General features: G+C 52.4%; 19 protein-coding genes and 1 pseudogene. 14 read left to right on the top strand and 6 right to left on the bottom strand.

What is annotated here, in order from left to right; all coding sequences use genetic code 11:
* Positions 1-14 precede the first annotated feature (14 nt).
* On the top strand, positions 15-1,175 hold the full coding sequence (locus BUB22_RS03160; protein WP_073113888.1) for a DUF2156 domain-containing protein: 1,161 nt from the start codon (positions 15-17) through the stop codon (positions 1,173-1,175).
* A 2-nt stretch (positions 1,176-1,177) separates the two neighbouring features.
* Positions 1,178-1,657, top strand: a complete 480-nt coding sequence (locus BUB22_RS03165; RefSeq protein WP_073113889.1) for a hypothetical protein — start codon at positions 1,178-1,180, stop codon at positions 1,655-1,657.
* On the opposite strand, the gene BUB22_RS16235 is transcribed toward BUB22_RS03165, so the two are convergent.
* The 3 genes from BUB22_RS16235 to BUB22_RS03175 are packed head-to-tail and all read right to left on the bottom strand — an operon-like array spanning position 1,620 to position 4,648.
* Entirely contained in the window at positions 1,620-2,000 is a 381-nt protein-coding gene (locus BUB22_RS16235; RefSeq protein WP_139258688.1) for a hypothetical protein, read from the bottom strand. The genes BUB22_RS03165 and BUB22_RS16235 overlap by 38 nt on opposite strands.
* Positions 2,001-2,033: 33 nt before the next feature.
* Positions 2,034-3,833, bottom strand: a complete 1,800-nt coding sequence (locus tag BUB22_RS03170; RefSeq protein WP_073113890.1) for an FISUMP domain-containing protein — start codon at positions 3,831-3,833, stop codon at positions 2,034-2,036.
* Positions 3,830-4,648 (bottom strand): TIGR02147 family protein, encoded by an 819-nt coding sequence (locus tag BUB22_RS03175; protein WP_073113891.1) that lies wholly within the window; start codon positions 4,646-4,648, stop codon positions 3,830-3,832. The genes BUB22_RS03170 and BUB22_RS03175 overlap by 4 nt, the downstream gene beginning before the upstream one ends.
* Before the next feature lie 244 nt (positions 4,649-4,892).
* Here BUB22_RS03175 and BUB22_RS16855 point away from each other — a divergent pair, with 244 nt between their 5' ends.
* From BUB22_RS16855 to BUB22_RS17005, 7 genes are read left to right on the top strand one after another with little or no spacing between them, the layout of a single operon-like run.
* On the top strand, positions 4,893-5,774 hold the full coding sequence (locus BUB22_RS16855) for a fibrobacter succinogenes major paralogous domain-containing protein (RefSeq protein WP_254794613.1): 882 nt from the start codon (positions 4,893-4,895) through the stop codon (positions 5,772-5,774).
* A 36-nt stretch (positions 5,775-5,810) separates the two neighbouring features.
* A complete protein-coding gene (locus BUB22_RS03185) occupies positions 5,811-6,749 on the top strand; it encodes a fibrobacter succinogenes major paralogous domain-containing protein (RefSeq protein ID WP_139258697.1) in 939 nt (312 codons plus the stop codon).
* 18 nt (positions 6,750-6,767) lie between these two features.
* Positions 6,768-7,667 carry a fibrobacter succinogenes major paralogous domain-containing protein gene (locus BUB22_RS03190; protein ID WP_083535351.1) on the top strand — a complete coding sequence of 300 codons (900 nt, stop codon included), beginning with the start codon at positions 6,768-6,770 and terminating at the stop codon, positions 7,665-7,667.
* Positions 7,668-7,706: 39 nt separating this feature from the next.
* Positions 7,707-8,867: a fibrobacter succinogenes major paralogous domain-containing protein gene (locus BUB22_RS17000; RefSeq protein WP_073113895.1), complete on the top strand. Its 1,161-nt coding sequence runs from the start codon at positions 7,707-7,709 to the stop codon at positions 8,865-8,867.
* A gap of 18 nt (positions 8,868-8,885) precedes the next feature.
* Entirely contained in the window at positions 8,886-10,628 is a 1,743-nt protein-coding gene (locus BUB22_RS03200) for an FISUMP domain-containing protein (protein WP_073113896.1), read from the top strand.
* Positions 10,629-10,679: 51 nt separating this feature from the next.
* Positions 10,680-11,678, top strand: a complete 999-nt coding sequence (locus BUB22_RS03205; RefSeq protein WP_254794614.1) for a fibrobacter succinogenes major paralogous domain-containing protein — start codon at positions 10,680-10,682, stop codon at positions 11,676-11,678.
* Positions 11,679-11,696: 18 nt separating this feature from the next.
* A complete protein-coding gene (locus BUB22_RS17005) occupies positions 11,697-13,355 on the top strand; it encodes an FISUMP domain-containing protein (RefSeq protein ID WP_073113898.1) in 1,659 nt (552 codons plus the stop codon).
* Here the strand turns inward: BUB22_RS17005 and tenpIN are convergent.
* A pseudogene (gene tenpIN, locus BUB22_RS17285) lies at positions 13,352-13,786 on the bottom strand (type III toxin-antitoxin system TenpIN family toxin); the annotation flags it as partial. The gene BUB22_RS17005 and the pseudogene tenpIN overlap by 4 nt on opposite strands.
* A gap of 341 nt (positions 13,787-14,127) precedes the next feature.
* On the opposite strand from tenpIN, the gene BUB22_RS17010 reads away from it, so the two are divergent.
* The 5 genes from BUB22_RS17010 to BUB22_RS03245 are packed head-to-tail and all read left to right on the top strand — an operon-like array spanning position 14,128 to position 19,179.
* A complete protein-coding gene (locus tag BUB22_RS17010) occupies positions 14,128-15,279 on the top strand; it encodes a fibrobacter succinogenes major paralogous domain-containing protein (RefSeq protein WP_254794615.1) in 1,152 nt (383 codons plus the stop codon).
* Between the two features lie 18 nt (positions 15,280-15,297).
* Positions 15,298-16,464, top strand: a complete 1,167-nt coding sequence (locus tag BUB22_RS03230) for a fibrobacter succinogenes major paralogous domain-containing protein (RefSeq protein WP_073113902.1) — start codon at positions 15,298-15,300, stop codon at positions 16,462-16,464.
* A gap of 18 nt (positions 16,465-16,482) precedes the next feature.
* Positions 16,483-17,361, top strand: a complete 879-nt coding sequence (locus tag BUB22_RS03235; RefSeq protein ID WP_073113903.1) for a fibrobacter succinogenes major paralogous domain-containing protein — start codon at positions 16,483-16,485, stop codon at positions 17,359-17,361.
* Positions 17,362-17,379: 18 nt separating this feature from the next.
* Positions 17,380-18,093, top strand: coding sequence for a fibrobacter succinogenes major paralogous domain-containing protein (locus BUB22_RS03240; protein WP_254794616.1), 714 nt, complete (start codon positions 17,380-17,382; stop codon positions 18,091-18,093).
* An 18-nt stretch (positions 18,094-18,111) separates the two neighbouring features.
* The gene (locus BUB22_RS03245; protein ID WP_073113905.1) at positions 18,112-19,179 is read left to right on the top strand and encodes a fibrobacter succinogenes major paralogous domain-containing protein; all 1,068 of its coding nucleotides are present in this window, start codon (positions 18,112-18,114) and stop codon (positions 19,177-19,179) included.
* A 40-nt stretch (positions 19,180-19,219) separates the two neighbouring features.
* Here BUB22_RS03245 and BUB22_RS03250 read toward each other — a convergent pair whose 3' ends face one another.
* Entirely contained in the window at positions 19,220-19,828 is a 609-nt protein-coding gene (locus BUB22_RS03250; RefSeq protein WP_073113906.1) for a GNAT family N-acetyltransferase, read from the bottom strand.
* Positions 19,828-19,995 carry a hypothetical protein gene (locus BUB22_RS16575; protein WP_173319863.1) on the bottom strand — a complete coding sequence of 56 codons (168 nt, stop codon included), beginning with the start codon at positions 19,993-19,995 and terminating at the stop codon, positions 19,828-19,830. Before BUB22_RS16575 ends, BUB22_RS03250 begins: the two co-directional genes overlap by 1 nt.
* Between the last annotated feature and the right edge of the window lie 162 nt (positions 19,996-20,157).

Consider the following 20,157-nt stretch of genomic DNA (forward strand, 5'->3'; position numbering starts at 1 on the left):
GTATTTTCTAGTAGATGATAAACTTTAAGACCCCAGAACTTTCTGATCGGGCGGCGGCGGCAAAGGCCGTGGCCGATTCGGGCTATATCGGCAGTGACGCAAGCTTCGCGAACATTTTCCTGCTACGGCAAAAGTACGGCACGCAGATTGCGCTGCAAGATGGGTTTCTTTTCCGCTACTATAACGGAGTTGGGAGCCGTCGCGGGTACGCTTTCCCGCTCGGGTCGGGGGAGCCGCAAGCAGCTCTCGCGCTTATTGCCGAAGACGCCCGCGAATCGGGTCGTCCGCTGGAATTCTGCCTTGTGGACGAGCCGCGGGCACAGATTTTGCGGGAGTATTTCGATGCGAATTCCTTCGTCGAAACGGATGGAGTTTTTGGCAAGGAATGCGCCGAGCCTCTACTCCGTTTCGAAGAAAACCGCGGCGACAGCGACTACATCTATTCTGCCGAAAGCCTTGCCACCTTGGCCGGAAACCAGTACAAGAAAAAGCGCAACCACGTTTCCCGATTTAACAGGACTTATTCGGACTACGAAATCCGCCCGCTTACGCCGGAGAATTTTGCAGACGCGCTCACAGTCGAAAAGAGTTGGCTCAATATCGAAACCTTGGGCGAATCCAGCGACACCGACTGTGAATGCACCTGCGAATGCCGCGAAGCCGCCTGGGCGGAACGCTCCGAAGATGAGAAATCTAGACTCTCGGAATACTGCGCTATCCGCGAGGCTCTTGAACACTTTGATGCTCTCGGCATGAAAGGGGCGGTGCTCTATATTGGCGGAGCTCCCGCTGGCATGACGATGGCGTCAGAAATTTTGCCCGGCGTCTGGGACACGCATTTTGAAAAGGTCATCGATGAATACGCCGTGAATGGCGGTTATGCGATTATAAACAAACTATTCGCCGAAAAACTCTGGGCTACGGGAGCTCATTTAATCAACCGCGAAGAGGACATCAACATCGAAGGCCTCCGCAAGGCCAAACTCTCGTACTACCCGCAAACGATTCTCAACAAAACGCACGTTACGAGTCATCTCGACCTTCATTGTCATCCCCGCGACCTTAATTGTCATCCTGAGCGAAGCGCGCAGCGCGAAGTCACTTTGGACACTTGGGCTTCAGCCCTTAGTGATCCATGGTCCCCCTTGCGGGGAGAAGGATCCAGTCCGGAGTAATCATGCTTTCCTCCATCCTCTCAAAAAAACAATGCGCCGCCTGCAAGTTCTGCTGCTCCTTCCGGCGTCAAAGCCTTTGGGAAACTCCTCTTTTCCCGCCCGAGGTCGCCGAAAAACTCAGCAAACCCAACGAATACGGCGTGGTGGGGGAGTTCCGCGACGGTCAAATTGTCCTTGGCGGCTACAAAACCGATGACCCCGAAGAAGAGGTCCCCTGTACCCTCCTGGACCCGCACAAAGGCTGCATCCTGAAGCCTGAAGACAAACCCTTCGACTGTAGCATCTGGCCACTCCGTATTATGCGTAAAAACGGTGAACTCGTCATCGCCCTCACGCCCACGTGCCCCGCCATCGGCGAAACTCCTTCCATAAAATTAAAAGAACTTGTGGAGGGCGGTCTGGGCGAAACCCTTCTGGAATATGCCAAGACACACCCCTACATTGTCAAGGAATACCGCGAAGGTTTCCCCGTACTGATGTAAAAAAACTCCCGGCACAAGGTCCGGGAATTTTATAAAACGAGAAATGTAAGGCCGCACGGTTTAACCGTGCAACTCTTTTTAGCCCTCGGTATGGAACATCTGGGCGGCTTCCATGCTGTAGGGGAATGCGGCGGATGGCGGATGTCCAGGACACGTCCTCGATTTCGTTCATGTAGCCATGGTCCGCAAGGCGGCCGATGTAACTGAACACGTAGGTGCCGATAAAGGTGGAGTAGCACTTCTTGTAGAAGTCCATGCGGTCCTTGAAATCGGGAATCTTCTCAGCTTCTTCGGTAATGGCGTTGAAGGCGTTGATGGTGGTCTTCAGCTGGTCGGGGGACACGGTCTGGAAGGCGAAGGTCCACCCATTACGCCCTTAATCCATTATGCAGCGGACATTCAGGTAGTTGCCCGATGTCATGGATGTTGTCGGGTAACCGATGTTGAGTCCGTCAAAAACGAGAGTCCCGAATTCGCTTTCCGTGTCCGTCCATAGGTAGGCGGTCACTCCCATTGACACGAATTTCAGGGTGTTCCCGATGATGCTGTAGCGTCCTGCCGGGTAAAGGCTGAATCCGTAAAGATCGCTTCCGTTTCCGCTTTCCCAGCCTTCGGTCGTCCTGAGAGCAGTCATGTCCTTCCCGGTGTTATCCTCCAGGTCTACAAAGTCCTGGGCGGACGGCAGCCGCCAACCCTCCGGGCAGGCCGTCTTGGCGTCGTCGGGAGAATACATCCTGCCGTATTTTTCGCAGTTCTCGTCGTCGTTCTCGTAGCAGTAACTTGTGAAATCCCCCTTGTATTTCAGGTTCTCGGCCAGCCAGGTCTGCGAGCCTATCGTCGTGGTGGCGTAAGTCCGCCCGTCGCGCTCGTCCGTGAAGGTCCCGGCGACAACCTGAGCAGGGTCCACGGCGCCCCAGGGAATATCCGTCGCCGCGCCCTTTATGCAGCGGAGCGATTCGAATGCGTATGACGAAGCCAATTCGACATTCGAGCTGGTATCGCCGAAAAGGAGTCTCCAATGCTGCGGGATTCCCATGTTCGTCGAAGCCATGATAAAGAAGGCCCCGTAGCCGTAATACTTTTCCTGCCTTTCCGTTTCGGGCGGCAGAACGGAATAACCCGGGAACAGTGCCGTAAACCCGTAATCGTCCGTTCCCATGAACTCTTCTGCCGCCGCCTTTTTCCCGGCGACGTCGCGCCCGCCCATTTCTTCTTCGAGAATCTCGAAGTCGTCAAGGTTTGGCACGCGCCAGCCCACTGGGCATATCCCCTGGACATTGCTCCCGATATCGCAGGGCTCTTCGGTGCAGCCCACTGCCGCGGCCCATGTATAGAGCCGCCCGTATTTTTCGCAGTTGGCGGGATTTCCTTCCGGGCAGTAACTGAGGGAATCCATGGTTTCCGAAGAAGCTCGATAGGCGTAGTTCAGGTTCTCCGCCATCCACACCTGTTCGCCGATTTTTACCGTCCTGTACACTTGACCGTCCCGCTTGTCCACAAGGAGCGTGGAATCGGCTTCAGCGTCTTCTCCCGGGACGTAGAACTCGGCAATGCAGATATCCTTCATTCTCTTGGCCGTAGCCTGCAAGTATTCATCGGCGGCAACTTTCGGCGTGAACTTCATGACGCATGTCAAGTGAAGTACGCTGCAACGGTCCAGTTTGAAAAGGTCCGTCACGGCCCCGCCGTTTTCGGCACAGTAGTCTGCGAAGGCCGTAGAATCCGCCCGGCAACTTGCTGTGGCACTGTCGCCGTAAGAATTGTCCAGGTGATCCTCCACTACAGCGTCCAGCGAATCCCGATTCAAAAATTCCGTATAGATGTTCTTCTTGTAGGTGCGAGTCAAGTTCATGCGGACGCCGTTCTGTTCGGCATACAGGTTCACGGTGCAACCGTCGTCAACGGTCCCGCCCGCATGCTCATAGTAGGGCTTGGCGGCTGTGGTAAAATCGACATCGAACCACGACAAGCCCCGTTCCTTGTCCTTGACTTCCACGAGCCTCAGGGCGACCTTGGGTTCCCACGTCATCAGCCTTGCGTAGGCGGCGCTATCCAGGTTCGTGGCGTTCTGCTCTTCGGTATAGCCGTTGGCGATTTCCTTGTCTGAATCGCTGCAAGCGGTGTAGAACAGGAACGCAAGACACGTGATGGATAGGATTTTCGGAAACCATTTCATTTTTCAATCTCTTTCGTCAGCGGGAACAACTGCAAGTTCACCCTGTAAATCCGGTCGTAATCTTCTGCGGCAGAAACAATCTCGGCAATCTTCTTGCGGCAGATGTCGAGTTCCTTTACAATCCGCTCGTATGCCTCCCGGTTTACGGCAACCGTCATTCCCGAAAAGTTGCGGTCGGATACCGGGAAATTCTCGATGGCCTTCTCCGCGAACCTTGCCATTTGCTTGTGCATGTTGCGGATTGCCTTTGGAATCTTTTCGGAAGAACCCAGAATCGCCTTGTCGGATTGCACATACCTGTTTCTGTGCTCTTTCAGGAACCCCGCCTGCACCATGAAGGTAAGGGAGTTCCTCACGTTCTCGGGAGTTACGTTCTCGTAGAATAATTGAGCCAACTTTGACGGCGTAGCGACGGCAACCCTGGGCGCAAGTTCCCTCAGGATGGGGTTCCACCAGTTCTTGAAGTAATCGTAGGCGTCGCCCTCTACAATCCTGACCTTGTTGTCCTTCGCTATGGATTCCATGAGTTCAAGGGCTTCCTGCTTTTTCTTTTCTACGGGAGTGTTGCCGTAGGTGACCATTGCCAAAAAATAGGACGTCTGGATCTTGGAAAGACCCATGGCACTTGCCACGCGGGCGGCTCCGACACCGCTCAACTTCGACTTCCCGTCACAGACAAGTTTCAGGAATCTTGTGGAGGAGTATCCTGCCATCTTGTTGAAGCCGCGCCAGGACAGGCCGGTCATCATCTTGCGCTCTTCGTAGAAATCCCTGATATAAAGGCGATAATCTTTGTAGTCGGATATTGGTTTCATAGGGCTTCTTCAAATTTACCTAATTGGGCAGATTTTTTCAAATTTTTTGAAAGGGAAAAAAACGGTAAAAATGAAGATTTCGTCGTGCGGACACAGAAATTTTTTCTATATGTCTCACAGTGAGTCATATAGAAAATTTTCGGTAAAAATACGACGAAAAATGTTTTTTTCGGTGCGTTTATGGGTGGAATTTTGCATGCCGCCTTGTTATTTTTTAGGGGTAAATCATTACGACGGTTTCGCTATGAAAAATTCATTCGCCAAGAAATTTGATAAAGTGTCATCCTGGAGCCGCAGGGCGGCGGTAGGGAGCGTGCTCGCGGCGCTTTGCCTTGGGGCGTTTGTGGGCTGTGATGATGACGAAAGCGGTTTTGCGACGCGTCCGGACGGGACGGAATCTTCGTCCAGTAGCAGTGTCACCCTGAACCCTTCGACAAGCTCAGGACAGGCTCTAGAGTCGAATGGGTCTAGCGAGACACGTGCGTCCAGCAGCAGTTCCTCCAATTCGTCGTCGTCCGGTCCCGCCGCGGGAACTCTGACCTACGGCGGACAAACGTACAGGACGGTGGTCATCGGTGCGCAGACATGGATGGCCGAGAACCTGAACTACGAATACAAGGTGAACGGTTCGACCTACGGCAACTGGTGCTACAACGACAGCGCCCTGTACTGCGAACGGTACGGGCGCCTCTATACTTGGGCCGCGGCGATGGATTCGGCGACGACAGGCTGCGGCTACGGCGCGACTTGCGAAACGGACGCCGGCGCGGTGCAGGGTATCTGCCCCGACGGCTGGCATTTGCCTAGCCGTGCGGAATGGGATACGCTGATCGCGTTTGTCGGTGGAAAGGACGTGGCGGGGAGACGGCTTAGGTCGATCTCGGGGTGGTATGACAATGCAAACGGCGACGACGGCTACGGCTTCTCGGCGCTCCCTTCCGGAATAAGGCACGGCAACGGGGGCTTCGACAACGCGGGCCAAAACGCGAACTTCTGGTCCTCCTCCGAGAGCAGCCCGGACAGTTCGTCCCAGATGTATATGTACTACACCGTCCGAAGGGCGGGTCCGATCGACAATGCCAAGAATAAGGCATTCTCAGTCCGCTGCGTCAAGGACTCCAAGTAATAACCCAAAGGTTTCGCTATGAAAAAATTATTCGCCATGAACTTTGTGAAAGTGTCATCCTGGAGAGGCGGGGCGGCGGTAGGGTGCGTGCTCGCGGCGCTTTGCCTTGGGGCGTTTGTGGGCTGTGATGATGACGAAAGCGGTTTTGCGACGCGTCCGGACGGGACGGAATCTTCGTCCAGTAGCAGTGTCACCCTGAACCCTTCGACAAGCTCAGGACAGGCTCTGGAGTCGAATGGGTCTAGCGAGACACGTGCGTCCAGCAGCAGTTCTGCGGGCAAGGTAAATTGTTCGGCGCTCTTGGAAGGCGAAACGGGTTGGAATTGGGATGTGTCAAAGGAATGTCGCTTTAACCCTGATATTGACTACGGCTCTATGACCGATGAACGCGACGGCAAGGTTTATAGGACAGTAACGATTGGCGACCAGGTATGGATGGCGGAGAACCTGAACTACGCCGATAGCGTAAAGACCCCGAGCCTGAAGCGCAGGAACTGGTGCTACAACAATGTTGCGGCAAACTGCGACGTGACTGGTCGCCTGTACACCTGGGCAGCGGCAATGGATTCTGTAAAGACTGGCTGCGGTTACGAGAATTGCTCTCCGACCTTGCCTGCTCAGGGTGTCTGCCCGCCGAATTGGCACTTGCCGACTTATGCCGAATGGAACGTTCTGTTCACGGCGGTGGGCGGCCAATCAACTGCGGGCAAGGTACTCAAGTCGCAGAGCGGATGGTATAGCAACGGTAACGGCACGGATGCTTTCGGGTTCAGTGCCTTGCCCGCCGGCAACAGGTACGCCGATGGCCAATTCAACTATGGTGGCCGCAACGTGCGCTTCTGGTGTTCAACAGAGTACCATACCGGCGACGCGTACCGCATGCACTTGGACTACCTCAACGAGAAAGCGGCGAATCCGGGCATCAACAGTAAGAACGACGGGTACTCCGTCCGTTGCATCAAGGACTCGGACTAAATCCCCAAAGGTTTTGCTATGAAAAATACATTCGCGAAAATGTTTACGGTCTGTGCCCTTGCGGGGGTGCTCGGTTTCGCCCTGACCGCCTGTGACGATTCTTCGTCGGCGGGGGGTGATGGCGGCGAAACATCGACCAAGTCCAGCAACTCTAGTTCTTCAAGTGTCACCCCGAGCGATGTCGAGGGGTCTAGCAAAACTGCCTGGGATTACTTGAATCCGGACATCGATTATGGAGAGTTTACCGATGAACGTGATGGACAAGTCTATAAGACGGTTAAAATCGGTGACCAGGTGTGGATGGCGGAGAACTTGAACTACGCCTACACCGGCGTTCCCTTTGATAACGGCAACTATACTTCCGATTCTACTAGCTGGTGCTACGACAACGACCCTGCCAACTGCGCCAAGTACGGCCGCCTGTACACCTGGGCTGCGGCCATGGACAGCGTGGGCGAGTGGAGCACAAACGGCAAGGGCTGCGGCCTTGACAATACTTGTAGCGTCGCTTCGGCGGGCTCAGCGACCTTGGTGCGGGGCATCTGCCCCAAGGGCTGGCACCTGCCAAGCAATGATGAATGGAAGGACCTGATTGTGACCGTTGACGGTTCCATTACGGAATATACGTCTTCAAATACGGCGGGTTCCAAGCTGAAGTCCCAGACTGGCTGGACGGCGTCCAGCGGCATCACCAACGAGGATGCCTTCGGGTTTTCGGCGCTTCCTGCCGGCTACAGGGGCAACGGTGGGGATTACTACAGCGAGGGTAACGACGCGCGCTTCTGGAGTTCTACCGTGCCCGGTAGCGACTACTACGCGTACTTCATGGAATTGTACTTCTACATCGACTCTGCGTCCCTGTATAACAACTACAAGTGCAACGGGTTTTCTGTTCGTTGCGTCAAGGATTCTGAGTAATTTCCAAAAGGTTTTGCTTTGAAAAACACATTCGCGAAAATGTTTACGGTCTGCGCCCTTGCGGGGGTGCTCGGGTTCGCTCTGACCGCCTGCGACGATTCTTCGTCGGCGGGGGGTGATAATGGTAGTGGCGGGAACCGTGGTGGAATTCCTGACACCGTCGAGACATTCATGGAACTGTCGGACTATGACTGCGGCAAGAGTCAGAAGTGCGTTGCCACCTACCTGACGGAATACCATAACATGGCTGTTTGCGATGGCGACAACGGCTGGGTCATCGGGACTCTCATCGAGAAGATGGACTGCGACTTTTCTTCGTCGAGCGCCAAGGCCACTGATAAGGATAGCGAGCCTGCCGAAGTGTCCTGTTCGTCGGTGGAGAAGGGGCTGCCGGACAGCGACGCCAAGTCCAGCAGCTCGGCGAAAGAAACCAAGACTTCTTCTGACTCCAAGAGTTCAAGTTCTGTAAAGTCGGGGGATTCTTCCAGCAGCAGTTCTGCGGGGAAAGTGAATTGTCCGGCGCTCTTGGAAGGGAAAACGCATTGGAGTTGGGATGTGCCGAAGGAATGCCGATTTAATCCTGATATTGACTATGGCTCTATGACCGATGAACGCGACGGCAAGGTTTACAGGACGGTAACGATTGGCGACCAGGTATGGATGGCGGAAAACCTGAACTATGCCAATGGCGTAAAGACCCCGAGCCTGAATGGTCGGAACTGGTGCTGCGATGACAAACCCGCAAACTGCAACGTGGGCGGTCGCCTTTACACCTGGGCGGCGGCAATCGACTCGGTAAAGACTGGCTGCGGATACGGTTCGACATGCTCGCCGACCTTGCCTGTGCAGGGCATTTGCCCCACAGGCTGGCACTTGCCCAGTAATGTGGAATGGAACACCTTGTTCACGGCGGTGGGCGGTTCCGATATTGCGGGCAAGGTGCTCAAGTCGCAGAGCGACTGGTACAGTAACGGTAACGGCACGGACACTTTCGGTTTTTCCGCGCTGCCTGCTGGCTACAGGAGCCGCAGTGGCGAATTCATCCACGAAGGTAGCTTCGCTTACTTCTGGAGCTCTACTGAGTACAATAGCTACCACGCGTACCGCATATACTTGGGCTACGGCAGCGACGATCCGAACCTGGACTACAACTATAAGTACATCGGGTACTCCATCCGTTGCGTGAAGGACTCCGAGTAATAACCCAAAGGTTTCGCTATGAAAAATACATTCGCGAAAAAGTTTACGGTCTGCGCCCTTGCGTGGATGTTTGGCGCTGCGTTTATCGCCTGCGGGGACGACGGGTCGTCTTCGCCGAGCGCGAAAGGACTCCCTGCCGAAGTGACGGACAAGGCGGAACTCGAGACATACGAGTGCAGCATGGATGTCATCGGCGAGAAGGTCTATGTGACCGAACTCGAAGAGAACTACGAATGCGACGGCGAAAAGTGGTTCAAGTCCTACGACCAGACAAAGCCGAGTTCGACAGAGTCATCGAGCGGCAAGAATCCCGACGGCTCCAGCGACTCCAAGACTGCTGATAGGGATGGTTCGTCGAGTAGCGGAGTCAATAAATTTCTTCAGAATTTAGATTCTTCAAAATCGGTTTGGGATTACTTGAATCCTGATATTGATTATGGTGAATTTACCGATAAACGAGATGGTAAAATCTACAAGACCGTTGTAATTGGTGGGCATGTTTGGATGGCTGAAAATTTGAATTACGCATATAAAGAGCCGACAGAAACTTTGGATTCTTTGAGCCTTTGCTATGAAAATAATCCTGTAAATTGTACATATTTCGGACGCCTGTATTTATGGTCTGCTGCTATGGATAGTGCTGGAGTTGCATCTGGAATAGCTAGTCAATGTAGTGAAGGCGTTGAATGTGCTGCGTCTTTTCCAATTCAAGGAGTTTGCCCCGAAAGCTGGCATTTACCTCGCTACAATGAATGGGAAAGTATGCTGAATTATGTTGATTACAGTGTGTCTGGAATTAAGCTCAAAACAATCGGTGGTTGGGATACCAGTAATGATAGCCATCCACTTACCAATGAGAATTCTTTTGGTTTTTCCATTTTGCCTGGTGGCATGAATTATCATAAAAAATATCAAAGTGTAGGAACAGGTGCTTATTTTTGGACTTCAACAGGTAGGCATATACATGTTATGAGTTCGGATTCTAGTATGGGAAGCTCTCTTCTTGATCGCGGTGCTTATATGTCTGTCCGTTGTGTCATGGATAGTGCTGATGGCTGGAGCTGGAATGTTCCCAAAAAGGATCGGTTGAATCCAAAGCTTACTTATGGAACAATGACAGATTCCCGAGATAATCAAACCTATAAAACTATTGAAATAGGAAATCAAGTCTGGATGGCGGAGAATCTAAACTTTGATGATGAATCGGGAAAAAGCTTCTGCTATGATGATAATCCCGATTATTGCGCTGTGACGGGCCGCCTTTACACATGGGCTGCAGCTATAGATTCTTCTACATTAGCAAATGATGAGAGTAATCCACAAATTTGCGGTATCGGGCATATATGCGACAGACTTACTCAGGAAAATCTTGATAAAAAAGCTATTCAAGGAATCTGTCCAAGTGGTTGGCATCTACCAAGCAGTACAGAATGGCGTACTCTCATTACAGAAGCAGGTGGCGAAAATTTGGCGGCACGAACATTAAAATCTAGTTCTGGTTGGAATACTGATTCCTATGGTTATGGTGATGGAACTGACGAAAAAGGTTTTTCCGCTTTACCTGCAGGAGATAGAAACAGAAAAGCGGAATTTACTGATGCTGGAAGTAGCACTGTTTTTTGGTCATCTTCTGAAGGAGAATGGAACGATTACTACAATTATGCGGCTTGTTTTGGTTTTCATGCAGGCAATAAAGTGACATCTGTTTATGATTTCAAAAATATCGCCCGATCAGTTCGTTGCATCAAGGACTCCGAGTAATAACCCAAAGGTTTCGCTATGAAAAATTCATTTGCCAAGAAATTTGTGAAAGTGTCATCCTGGAGAGGCGGGACGGCGGTAGGGTGCGTGCTCGCGGCGCTTTGCCTTGGGGTTTTTGTCGGCTGTGACGATTCGTCATCGGCGGGTGGCGATGAAACCGAAATAAGTGCCCTGAGCAGCAGCGCCAAGGTCACTGATAAGGATAGCGAGCCTGCCGAAGGCTCCAGTTCGTCGGTGGAGAAGGGGCGGCCGGATAGCGACGCCAAGTCCAGCAGTTCGGCGAAAGAAACCAAGACTTCTTCTGACTCCAAGAGTTCAAGTTCTGTGAAGTCGGGTGACTCGTCCAGCAGCAGTTCTGCGGGCAAGGTGAATGGCTTGGCGACGCCGTGCAAGACTGAAACCGAAGACAACTGCGAGTATGGCGAGTTGGTGGATGAACGCGATGGCCAGACATACAAGACGGTGAAAATCGGCGACAAGGTGTGGATGGCCGAAAACCTGAACTATGACCCTGGACAGGGTGGTTCAGGTTCGTCGGCATACGATTGGTCATGGTGCTATGACGACGACCCTTCCAATTGCGCCAAATACGGGCGGCTCTACACCTGGGCCGCCGCGATGGACTCCGCTACGACCTATTGTGGTTTCGGCAAGTCCTGCACGGCGACGCATCCCGTCCAGGGCATCTGCCCGAGCGGCTGGCACCTTCCCGATACGACCGATTGGCACGATCTCATCGTAGCTGCCGGCGGACAGTATTCCGCGGGAGCAAAGTTGAAATCGACCTCCGGGTGGGAGAACGATGGGTGGGGGAACGATGGCAACGGCACGGATGCGTTCGGCTTCTCGGCGCTCCCGTCCGGCTACAGGAGCAGAGGCGGGGACTACTACACCGCCGGCGGCTATGCGAACATCTGGTCTTCTTTCGAGTACATCACGGGCCTCGTCGCGTACCAGATGATCCTGCGCAGCACCAACGCGTACGCATACGTGGATCGCAGCAATGAGGACTACGGCTACGCGGTCCGCTGCGTGAAGGACTCGGACTAAATCTCAAAAGGTTTCCCTATGAAAAACACGTTCTCTAGAAAGTTTACGGTCTGTGCCCTTGCGGGGGTGCTTGGTTCTGCGTTTATCGCCTGCGGTGACGACAACTCGTCTTCGCCGAGCGCGAAAGGACTCCCTGCCGAAGTGACGGACAAGGCGGAACTCGAGACATACGAGTGCAGCATGGATGTCATCGGCGAGAAGGTCTATGTGACCGAACTCGAAGAGAACTACGAATGCGACGGCGAGAAGTGGTTCAAGTCCTACGACCAGACAAAGCCGAGTTCTACAAAGTCGTCGGGCAGCAAGGACACCGACGGCTCCAGCGACTCCAGGGCTACCGACAAGGAAGGTTCTTCGGACAACGACAAGGGCGAGGCGAAATCAAGCAGTTCCGCAAAGTCCAGCAGTTGGCGGCCGACCGAAATCCTTGAACCCGAAATCACCGTGAACGAGACCTGCACCGAAGTGGGCGCCTGCGACGCCATGGTCAAGACCGACATCAGCACGTGGCACTTTGTGCGCAAGGATGGCTTTGACAGGGACATGGAATACATCTATTTCGTGGAAGGCACGCAGCTTATGGTCAAGACGATCGATTACAAGGGGGTCGAAGACATCGACACGCTGAAAGTCTATAGCGACATGACCAATGAAATCAGTCAGGAATACGCCTTCAACGCCGCAAAGTCCACCTGCAAGAACGGCGGCGGGAACGACAACAAAATAAAGAGTTGCGTGAAGGACACGGTAAAGGCGTTGCCAGAATGCAATGCGAGTAGGGAAGGATTTATCGGAAAGAAGGATTCTTCGTCCTATGTTGTCTGTAAAAATGGTTCGTGGGAAAAGGCCAAGGAAATTGACATGGATACTTATGGCAAAACGTGCACCAACGCAGAAGTGGGGACGAGAACAAATGGCGTTGTGACCGAAACTAACAAGTATTATTGCACGGCAAATGGTTGGGTCTCTCTAATGCGTTGGAACTGGGATGTGCCAAAGGAAGCCTACTTTAATCCGAATATTACTTACGGCTCCATGACCGATGAACGCGACGGCAAGGTTTACAGGACGGTGCAGATAGGTGACCAGATATGGATGGCGGAGAACCTGAACTACGCTGACAGCGTCAAGACACCGAGTCTGTTGGAACGCAGTTGGTGCTACGACAATAAAACCGAGAACTGCGACGTGGCGGGCCGCCTTTACACCTGGGCGGCGGCAATAGATTCCGTTGCACTCTATGATAATGGCAATGGTGTGAATTGTGGTGATGGCGTTAACTGCACTATGCCTAAAAAAGTGCGGGGCATTTGTCCTTCAGGCTGGCACTTGCCTAGATATGCTACAATTGATGATGATGAATTCCGTATCATGTATATTGCAGTGGGCGAAGAAGAAGAAACGGCAGGCAAGGCTCTCAAGTCGCAGATGGGATGGGAATATCGTGGTTGTAAATATATCGGCACCGACACCCTCGGTTTTTCAGGGATTCCTGCTGGTTACAGGACCAGCTCCGGCAAATTCATCGGAGGTCTCGCTTATTTCCATACTACCATGGACCGAACTGACGGTTTGAGTTTTACCGATGCTAAGTATTTGTCTTATGGATCCGATTGGATGGGCAAGGAAAGGCTTTACAAGAGTGACGCCTACTCCGTCCGTTGCGTGAAGGACTAAATTTCGCCAATAGCCTCAAGTTCCTTTGAAAAATATTGGAGTGTTGAATATTTTATCGCAGGGAGATTTAGATTGCTTTTGCTCCTGACGCTTGTTAGGTAGAATTGCAGGTACTTTTTGAACTTGTCCTCTATTAAATGGTGGTTGTCCTGCAATTCCTTGAATTCGTTTTGGTCAATTTTTGTTGGTTCGTCAATATCGGAATCTTCTATTATCAGTGATTTGGAAAAGTCCAATGCGGGGACTCTGCCTTTCGAACTTTTCTCAATGCGAGATGAAGAAGAGAAAAAGTAACAATGCGATACGCCACTGTTTTTGGGCTTGTGCGCGTTAGTCCTGAAAGGGATTGCAAAAGTTAATTCGCCAAGCGACAACAGCAAAACAAGGTGGGGGCGTTCTGGTTTGCCCAAAATTTCAGGATGGTTCTGGTGCCTCCAAAAAAAATACCGTTTCTTATACTTTCATATAAAAAACGGCAAAATTGGTCTTTCTTTTTTTTCTCAGGTAGCGACCTACCACCCTGTTCCTGCCGTTAATATACATTTTTTTTATAAAAAAAGCAAGCGATAGTGAAATTTTTTTTCAAAATCGGTAAAAATGAAGATTTCGTCGTGCGGACACAGAAATTTTTCCTATATGTCTCACGGTGAGTCATATAGAAAATTTTCGATAAAAAGTCGCCGAAAAAACTTCTTTTTCGGTGCGTTGACGGGTGGGATTTTGCGGACCGCCTTGTTATTTTTTTAGGGGTAAATTTTTATGACGGGTTTTTATGAAAAATTCATTTGCCAAGAAATTTGTGAAAGTGTCATCCTGGAGCCGCGGGGCGGCGATAGGATCCATTCTGGTGGCATTTTGCCTTGGGGTGGTTGTGGGCTGTGACGATTCTTCGTCGGCTTCGGCAGAGAACAGTGAACCTGCGGCGTTGAGTAGTGCTGAAAAGCAGGGGCGTTCATCTTCGAGCTCGGTATCTTCGGCGGGTTCGGAGACCTTGTCTTCTTCTTCTCGTTGCGCAGGTGCTTCTGAAGAATGTGACGAAGCAATCTCTAGCGACGGCAATGCGGAGTCGAATGGGTCTAGCCGGTCTAGTTCGTCCGAAAAGAAAACGGAGTCTAGTAGCTCGGAGAAATTGTCCGAGGCAAGTAGCAGTTCTGCGGATAAGGTGGATTGTTCGACATTTTTAGAGTTGGAAAAAAAACATGACAAATGGAATTGGTATGTGCCGAAGGAATGCCGGTTTAATCCTGATATTGACTACGGCTCTATGACCGACAGCCGCGATGGTCAAGTTTATAGAACGGTAAAAATCGGTTCGCAGGTGTGGATGGCGGAGAATTTGAACTATGCTTACACAGGTGTGAAATTCAATTATAGAGACGATAACTCTGATAAAGACTATAGTTCTGATTCCTCAAGTTGGTGTTATCTTAATGTGCTGGGTAATTGTGCTGGGACAGGTCGCCTTTACACCTGGGCTGCAGCAATTGACTCGGTGAAACTTGCAAATGATGCCGAGAACCCGTTGGATTGCGGTTATGGCAAAAACTGCTCTCTTCCTGCAAGAGTTCAGGGAATCTGTCCCGAAGGCTGGCATTTGCCGACTGCGGCCGAATGGGATACGCTGTTTACAACTGTCGGGGGTAAATCTACGGCAGGTAATATACTGAAATCCCAAACGGGCTGGTGCTGTGATGCTAACGGCGACGATGCTTATGGTTTTTCAGCGTTGCCTGTAGGCTTTAGACATCAGTCTGGCTACTTTGACCATTTTAGAGACCACGCATACTTCTGGAGTGGGGATGCGACTCTTCTTGTTGAAAAAGCTGGTTCCATGAGCTTGATTGCCAAGGACGAGTATGCGTATCGGTCTGGGAGTTATAAATTTTTTGCCTACTCGGTTCGTTGCGTAAAGGACTCCGAGTAATAACCCAAAGGTTTCCCTATGAAAAACACATTCGCGAAAAAGTTTACGGTTTGCGCCCTTGCGTGGGTGCTCGGTGTTGCGTTTACAGCCTGCGGTGACGACGACTCGTCTTCACCGAAAGGGACGGGGCTCCCTGCCGAAGTGGCTGACAAGGCGGAACTCGAAACCTACGAGTGCAGCATGGATGTCATCGGCGAGAAGGTCTATGTAGCAGACCTTGAACTGAACTACGAATGCGACGGCGAAAAGTGGTTCAAGTCCTACGACCAGACAAAGCCGAGTTCAACATCTACAAAGTCGTCGAGTAGCAAGGACACCGGCGGCGGCGACAGTTCCGATGATCTTTCCAGCGGCACATCGTTCGTCCCGGGTTCGTCCGACGAAGGCGATTCGTCCGAAGATCTTTCCTCCGCTGACGGCGCGAACGACGACAATGGAAAATCGCAACAGGGCGGAAGTTCCCAGGGAAAGCCCGGCAGTTCGAGCGATGACTCCACCTCCAGCATGGACGAATCTAGTTCCAGCTCCGCCGCAGCGGAAAACTTTTGCGAGCCCGGCTCGTACGATCCGGACGCGCAACTCTGCGATGTTCGCGACGGCAAACTCTACGGAATCATCCGAATCGGCGCGCAAACCTGGATGGCCGAAAACCTGAATTTCGATTACAAGGTCGCAGGCGCCACCTACCGCAATTGGTGCTACAACGATAGCGCCAAATACTGCTCCACGATGGGCCGCTTGTACACTTGGGGAGCCGCGATGGACTCTGCTGCTGTCGGTTGCGGCCATGGCAGGGAATGCGCGGCGGATACCGGAAGGGTAAAAGGCGTCTGCCCGAATGACTGGCATTTGCCGAGCCCGGCGGAATGGGATACCCTCTTCGCGGCCGTTGGCGGTCAATCCGTTGCGGGAACTGCATTGAAATCGAAGACGGGGTGGCATGACGGCAGCGCGAGCTATATTCCCGGCACGAACAGCTCCGGCTTCTCGGCGCTCCCATCCGGATACAGGAGTGCCACCGACGGGTACTTCAGGCTTCTGGGCGGCGACGCGCACTTCTGGTCCTCTTCGGAGGAGGGCACTGTCAACGCGTACGGCATGTACCTGTACTACAGCGACTCGAGCGCGAACCAGTACAATTACCACAAGAAATACGGCTTCGCGGTCCGCTGCGTCAAGGATTAAGAATCAGGAGAAATCGCTATGAAAGCCGCCAAACCGTTCCTTTTTCCGCTCCTTCTTGCCGCCTTCCTCGCCGGATGCGGCGATTCTTCCACCGGAAGCGACGGCGGCGACAGTTCCGAAGAGCTTTCCAGCGGAACATCGTTCGTCCCGGGTTCCTCCGACGAAGAAACATCCGGATCCTCCAGCTCGCGCGTCGGCAAAAGTTCCGCCAAGGTCTCCAGCAGTTCGTCGATTGCCGTCGATTACAACGCTCTCTGCGGCGCAACGCCTTACGATTCGACGACGCATTTCTGCGACATCCGCGACAGCGCCGTCTACGCGATGGTCCGCATCGGCTCGCAGACATGGATGGCCGAGAACCTGAACTACGAATACAAGGTCGAGGGTGCCTCGTTCGGCAATTGCTGCTATGTCAACAGTGCCGATTCCTGCGCCAAGTACGGCAAACTCTACACTTGGCCCGCGGCGATGGACTCTGCGTCGACGGGCTGCGGATATGGCTCCGAATGCGATGCCGACACCGGCGCGGTGCAAGGTGTCTGTCCGAACGGATGGCATTTGCCGAGCCGAACGGAATGGGATACCCTTTTCGCCGCCACGATTGTCGGCGGTCAATCCGTTGCGGGAACGGCATTGAAATCGGAGACGGGGTGGTATGACGGCAGCGCGAGCTATGTTCCCGGCACGAACAGTTCCGGCTTCTCGGCGCTCCCGTCCGGCAACAGGGACGACAACGGGATTTTCTACTATGCGGGCAGGTACGCGGGCTTCTGGTCTTCTTCGGAGAATGGCCCGGAGGGGGCGTACACCATGCGCTTGAGCTACGGCAACGCGGAAGCGAACCTGAGGTACGGCAACAAGTACGACGGTTTCTCCGTCCGCTGCGTGAAAGATTGAGAATCAGGAGAAATCGCCGTGAAAGCCGTCAAACTGCTTCTCCTCTCGTTCTTCTTTGCCGCCCTGCTCGTCGCCTGCGGGGACGACGTTTCCGCGAATGACGATGAAAACGGCGGCACTTCTCCGACCACCATGACGGACGAACGCGACGGCCAGGCCTACAGGATCGTCACCATCGGCTCGCAGACCTGGATGGCGGAGAACCTGAACTTCGACTACAAGGTTGCAGGAGAATCCTATGGCTCGTACTGCTATGACAATAGTGCCGACTCCTGTGCCAAGTACGGACGTCTCTACACCTGGGCCGCGGCGATGGATTCGGCGACGACGGGCTGCGGCTATGGCAAGACCTGCGCGGCGGATTCCGGAAGGGCGCAAGGCGTCTGCCCCACGGGCTGGCATTTGCCGAGTCGCGCGGAATGGGTAGCCCTCTTTATGGCCATCGGCGGCCAGTCTACTGCGGGCACGGCTTTGAAGGCAAGTTCAGGGTGGCATGACAACGGGAGCGGAACAGATGCCTACGGCTTCTCGGTGTTCCCGTCTGGCTACAGGAACGGCGGCGGAGACTACAGCCACGTGGGCAACGGCGCATACTTCTGGTCCGCTTCCGAAGACGACGCAAGCATTGCGTACCATATGTTCCTGGGCTATTCCTATGCGCACGCGTTCTTGGACAGCGGCTACAATAAGTACAACGCCTTCGCAGTGCGCTGCGTGAAGGACTCGGACTAAATCTCAAAAGGTTTCCCTATGAAAAACACATTCGCGAAAATGTTTACGGTCTGTGCCCTTGCTGGGGTGCTCGGTGTTGCATTTACTGGTTGCGACGATTCGTCATCGGCGGGGGGTGATAATAACGAAACAAGTGCCCTGAGCAGCGCTGAAGAGTACGGAAGTTCTAGTTCTTTTCGTCATTGCGAGGACTGTAAGGACGAAGCAATCTCCAGCAGCGGCAAGTCCACCGACTCAGCCGAAGTGACCGACGACTCCAGCGACAGCAAGGATAGCCCTTCTTCGGCAGGAACATCGACCAAGTCAAGCAACTCCAATTCGTCTGGAAATGGCGCAAAGTCAAGCAACAGTTCTGTGGGCAAGGAGGATTGTTCAGCGCTTCTGGAAGGAAATACGGGCTGGAGTTGGGATGTGCCGAAAGAATGCCGCTTCAATCCTGACATTGACTACGGCTCTATGACTGATGAGCGTGACGGCAATGTCTATAGGACGGTGAAAATTGGTGACCAGGTATGGATGGCAGAGAATCTGAACTACGACCCAGGACAGGGTGGTTTGGGTGAGGATAAATACGATTGGTCTTGGTGCTACAACAATGAGCCGAAAAATTGCGATGTGGCTGGTCGTCTTTACACCTGGGCAGCGGCTATTGATTCGGTGAAACTCGCTAATGATATAGAAAAACCATGTGTTTGTGGTTTTTACAAAGAGTGCCATAACATTGAACCTGTCCAAGGTATTTGTCCTAAAGGTTGGCATTTGCCAAGCAGGAGCGAGTGGGACACTTTGTTTAAGACTGTTCACGGTTGGTCCACTGCTGCCGCCAAACTCAAGGCCCAGAGTGGCTGGAATGGAAAAGGTAACGGCGATGACTCATTCGGATTTACCGCTATTCCTTCTGGCATCCGTACATTCTCTCAGAGATTTGACCATGTTGGTCACTATGCATATTTTTGGAGTTCTACTGATTACTACGGTTCCAGCGCATACGGTATATACCTGATCGATTATGACAGATCAAGGTACGAAAAGCAATTATCCAAGGATGGCGGGTACTCCGTCCGTTGCGTCAAGGACTCCGAGTAGGGGGGGGGCTAGCACACTAGGCTTTCCCTAACGCGAATGTTTATTCTGCTTTGCCTGTCTGTTTCTTTTTCAATTCAATCAGATCGAAATACATCAGACGGCTGTTCAAGGGCTTCTCAGGACCAAGACCGCGAAATTCCCTTTCCTGTTCTTCGGTGCTGAACAAGAACTTGAATTCGTTGTTTTGGTAAAATTTCAGGTTTCGTTCCCTGTTGTAGGAATCTACCAATAAAAACCGGCAACCGGTCTTGTTAAGCGGGTCAACGAACCAAGCCTTTATAAAACTGAGAACGTCACTCCCCAGATGTTTGCTCTGAAAATCAAGGCTTATGCCGAGTCTGCCTATCATGACGGCTGGATAACTGCTGTATATCTTTTCGCGGGGGATGTTTTTCTCGACTTTCTTCTTGCGTGACCCCGGAATTTTTTTGATGCTGTCATTGGAAAGAGTGAAAACCGCCACCAGTTGTGCCGGGTCATCGACAAGAGAAAAACAATAATTCTTGCAAAGCAACTCTTCGCTCTGTAAAAAGGCGTCTTTCGTGAAGAAATCATCCAAGTCGTTGTCCCCGCACTTGAATGATTTGCATAGGGCGGCCTTGCCTTGAGTGTAGAACCCAAAGCGGCAATTCTGTTGGAGAAAGTTCATTACTTAAATTCTCTAAAATCGGCCTTGGAGAGAATGTCCCTGGCCTGTTCAATTTGCTTGGAGAAATCGATGGAACCGCGACGCTTTTCGCTTTCTTCCATCATGAGGTCAAACCTGTCCGACGCTTCGCCGGTCAGTATCGGTACTGATGCTATTGCTAGTGCCATGACGACCTCCCTTGTTGAATTGAACTATAATCAATATACATTTTTCCTCGTGCTGGTGCAAGTGGTGAAACCTGCGTCAAAAGGTTTATTCGGGGCAAATAAAGCCTTTTTGACTGTGCTAGAGTAAAAATAACTTTTTGAAGTGTCACAAAATGACAAAAT

Source organism: Fibrobacter sp. UWCM, from assembly GCF_900129735.1.
In the GTDB taxonomy this organism is placed as follows: Bacteria; Fibrobacterota; Fibrobacteria; order Fibrobacterales; family Fibrobacteraceae; genus Fibrobacter.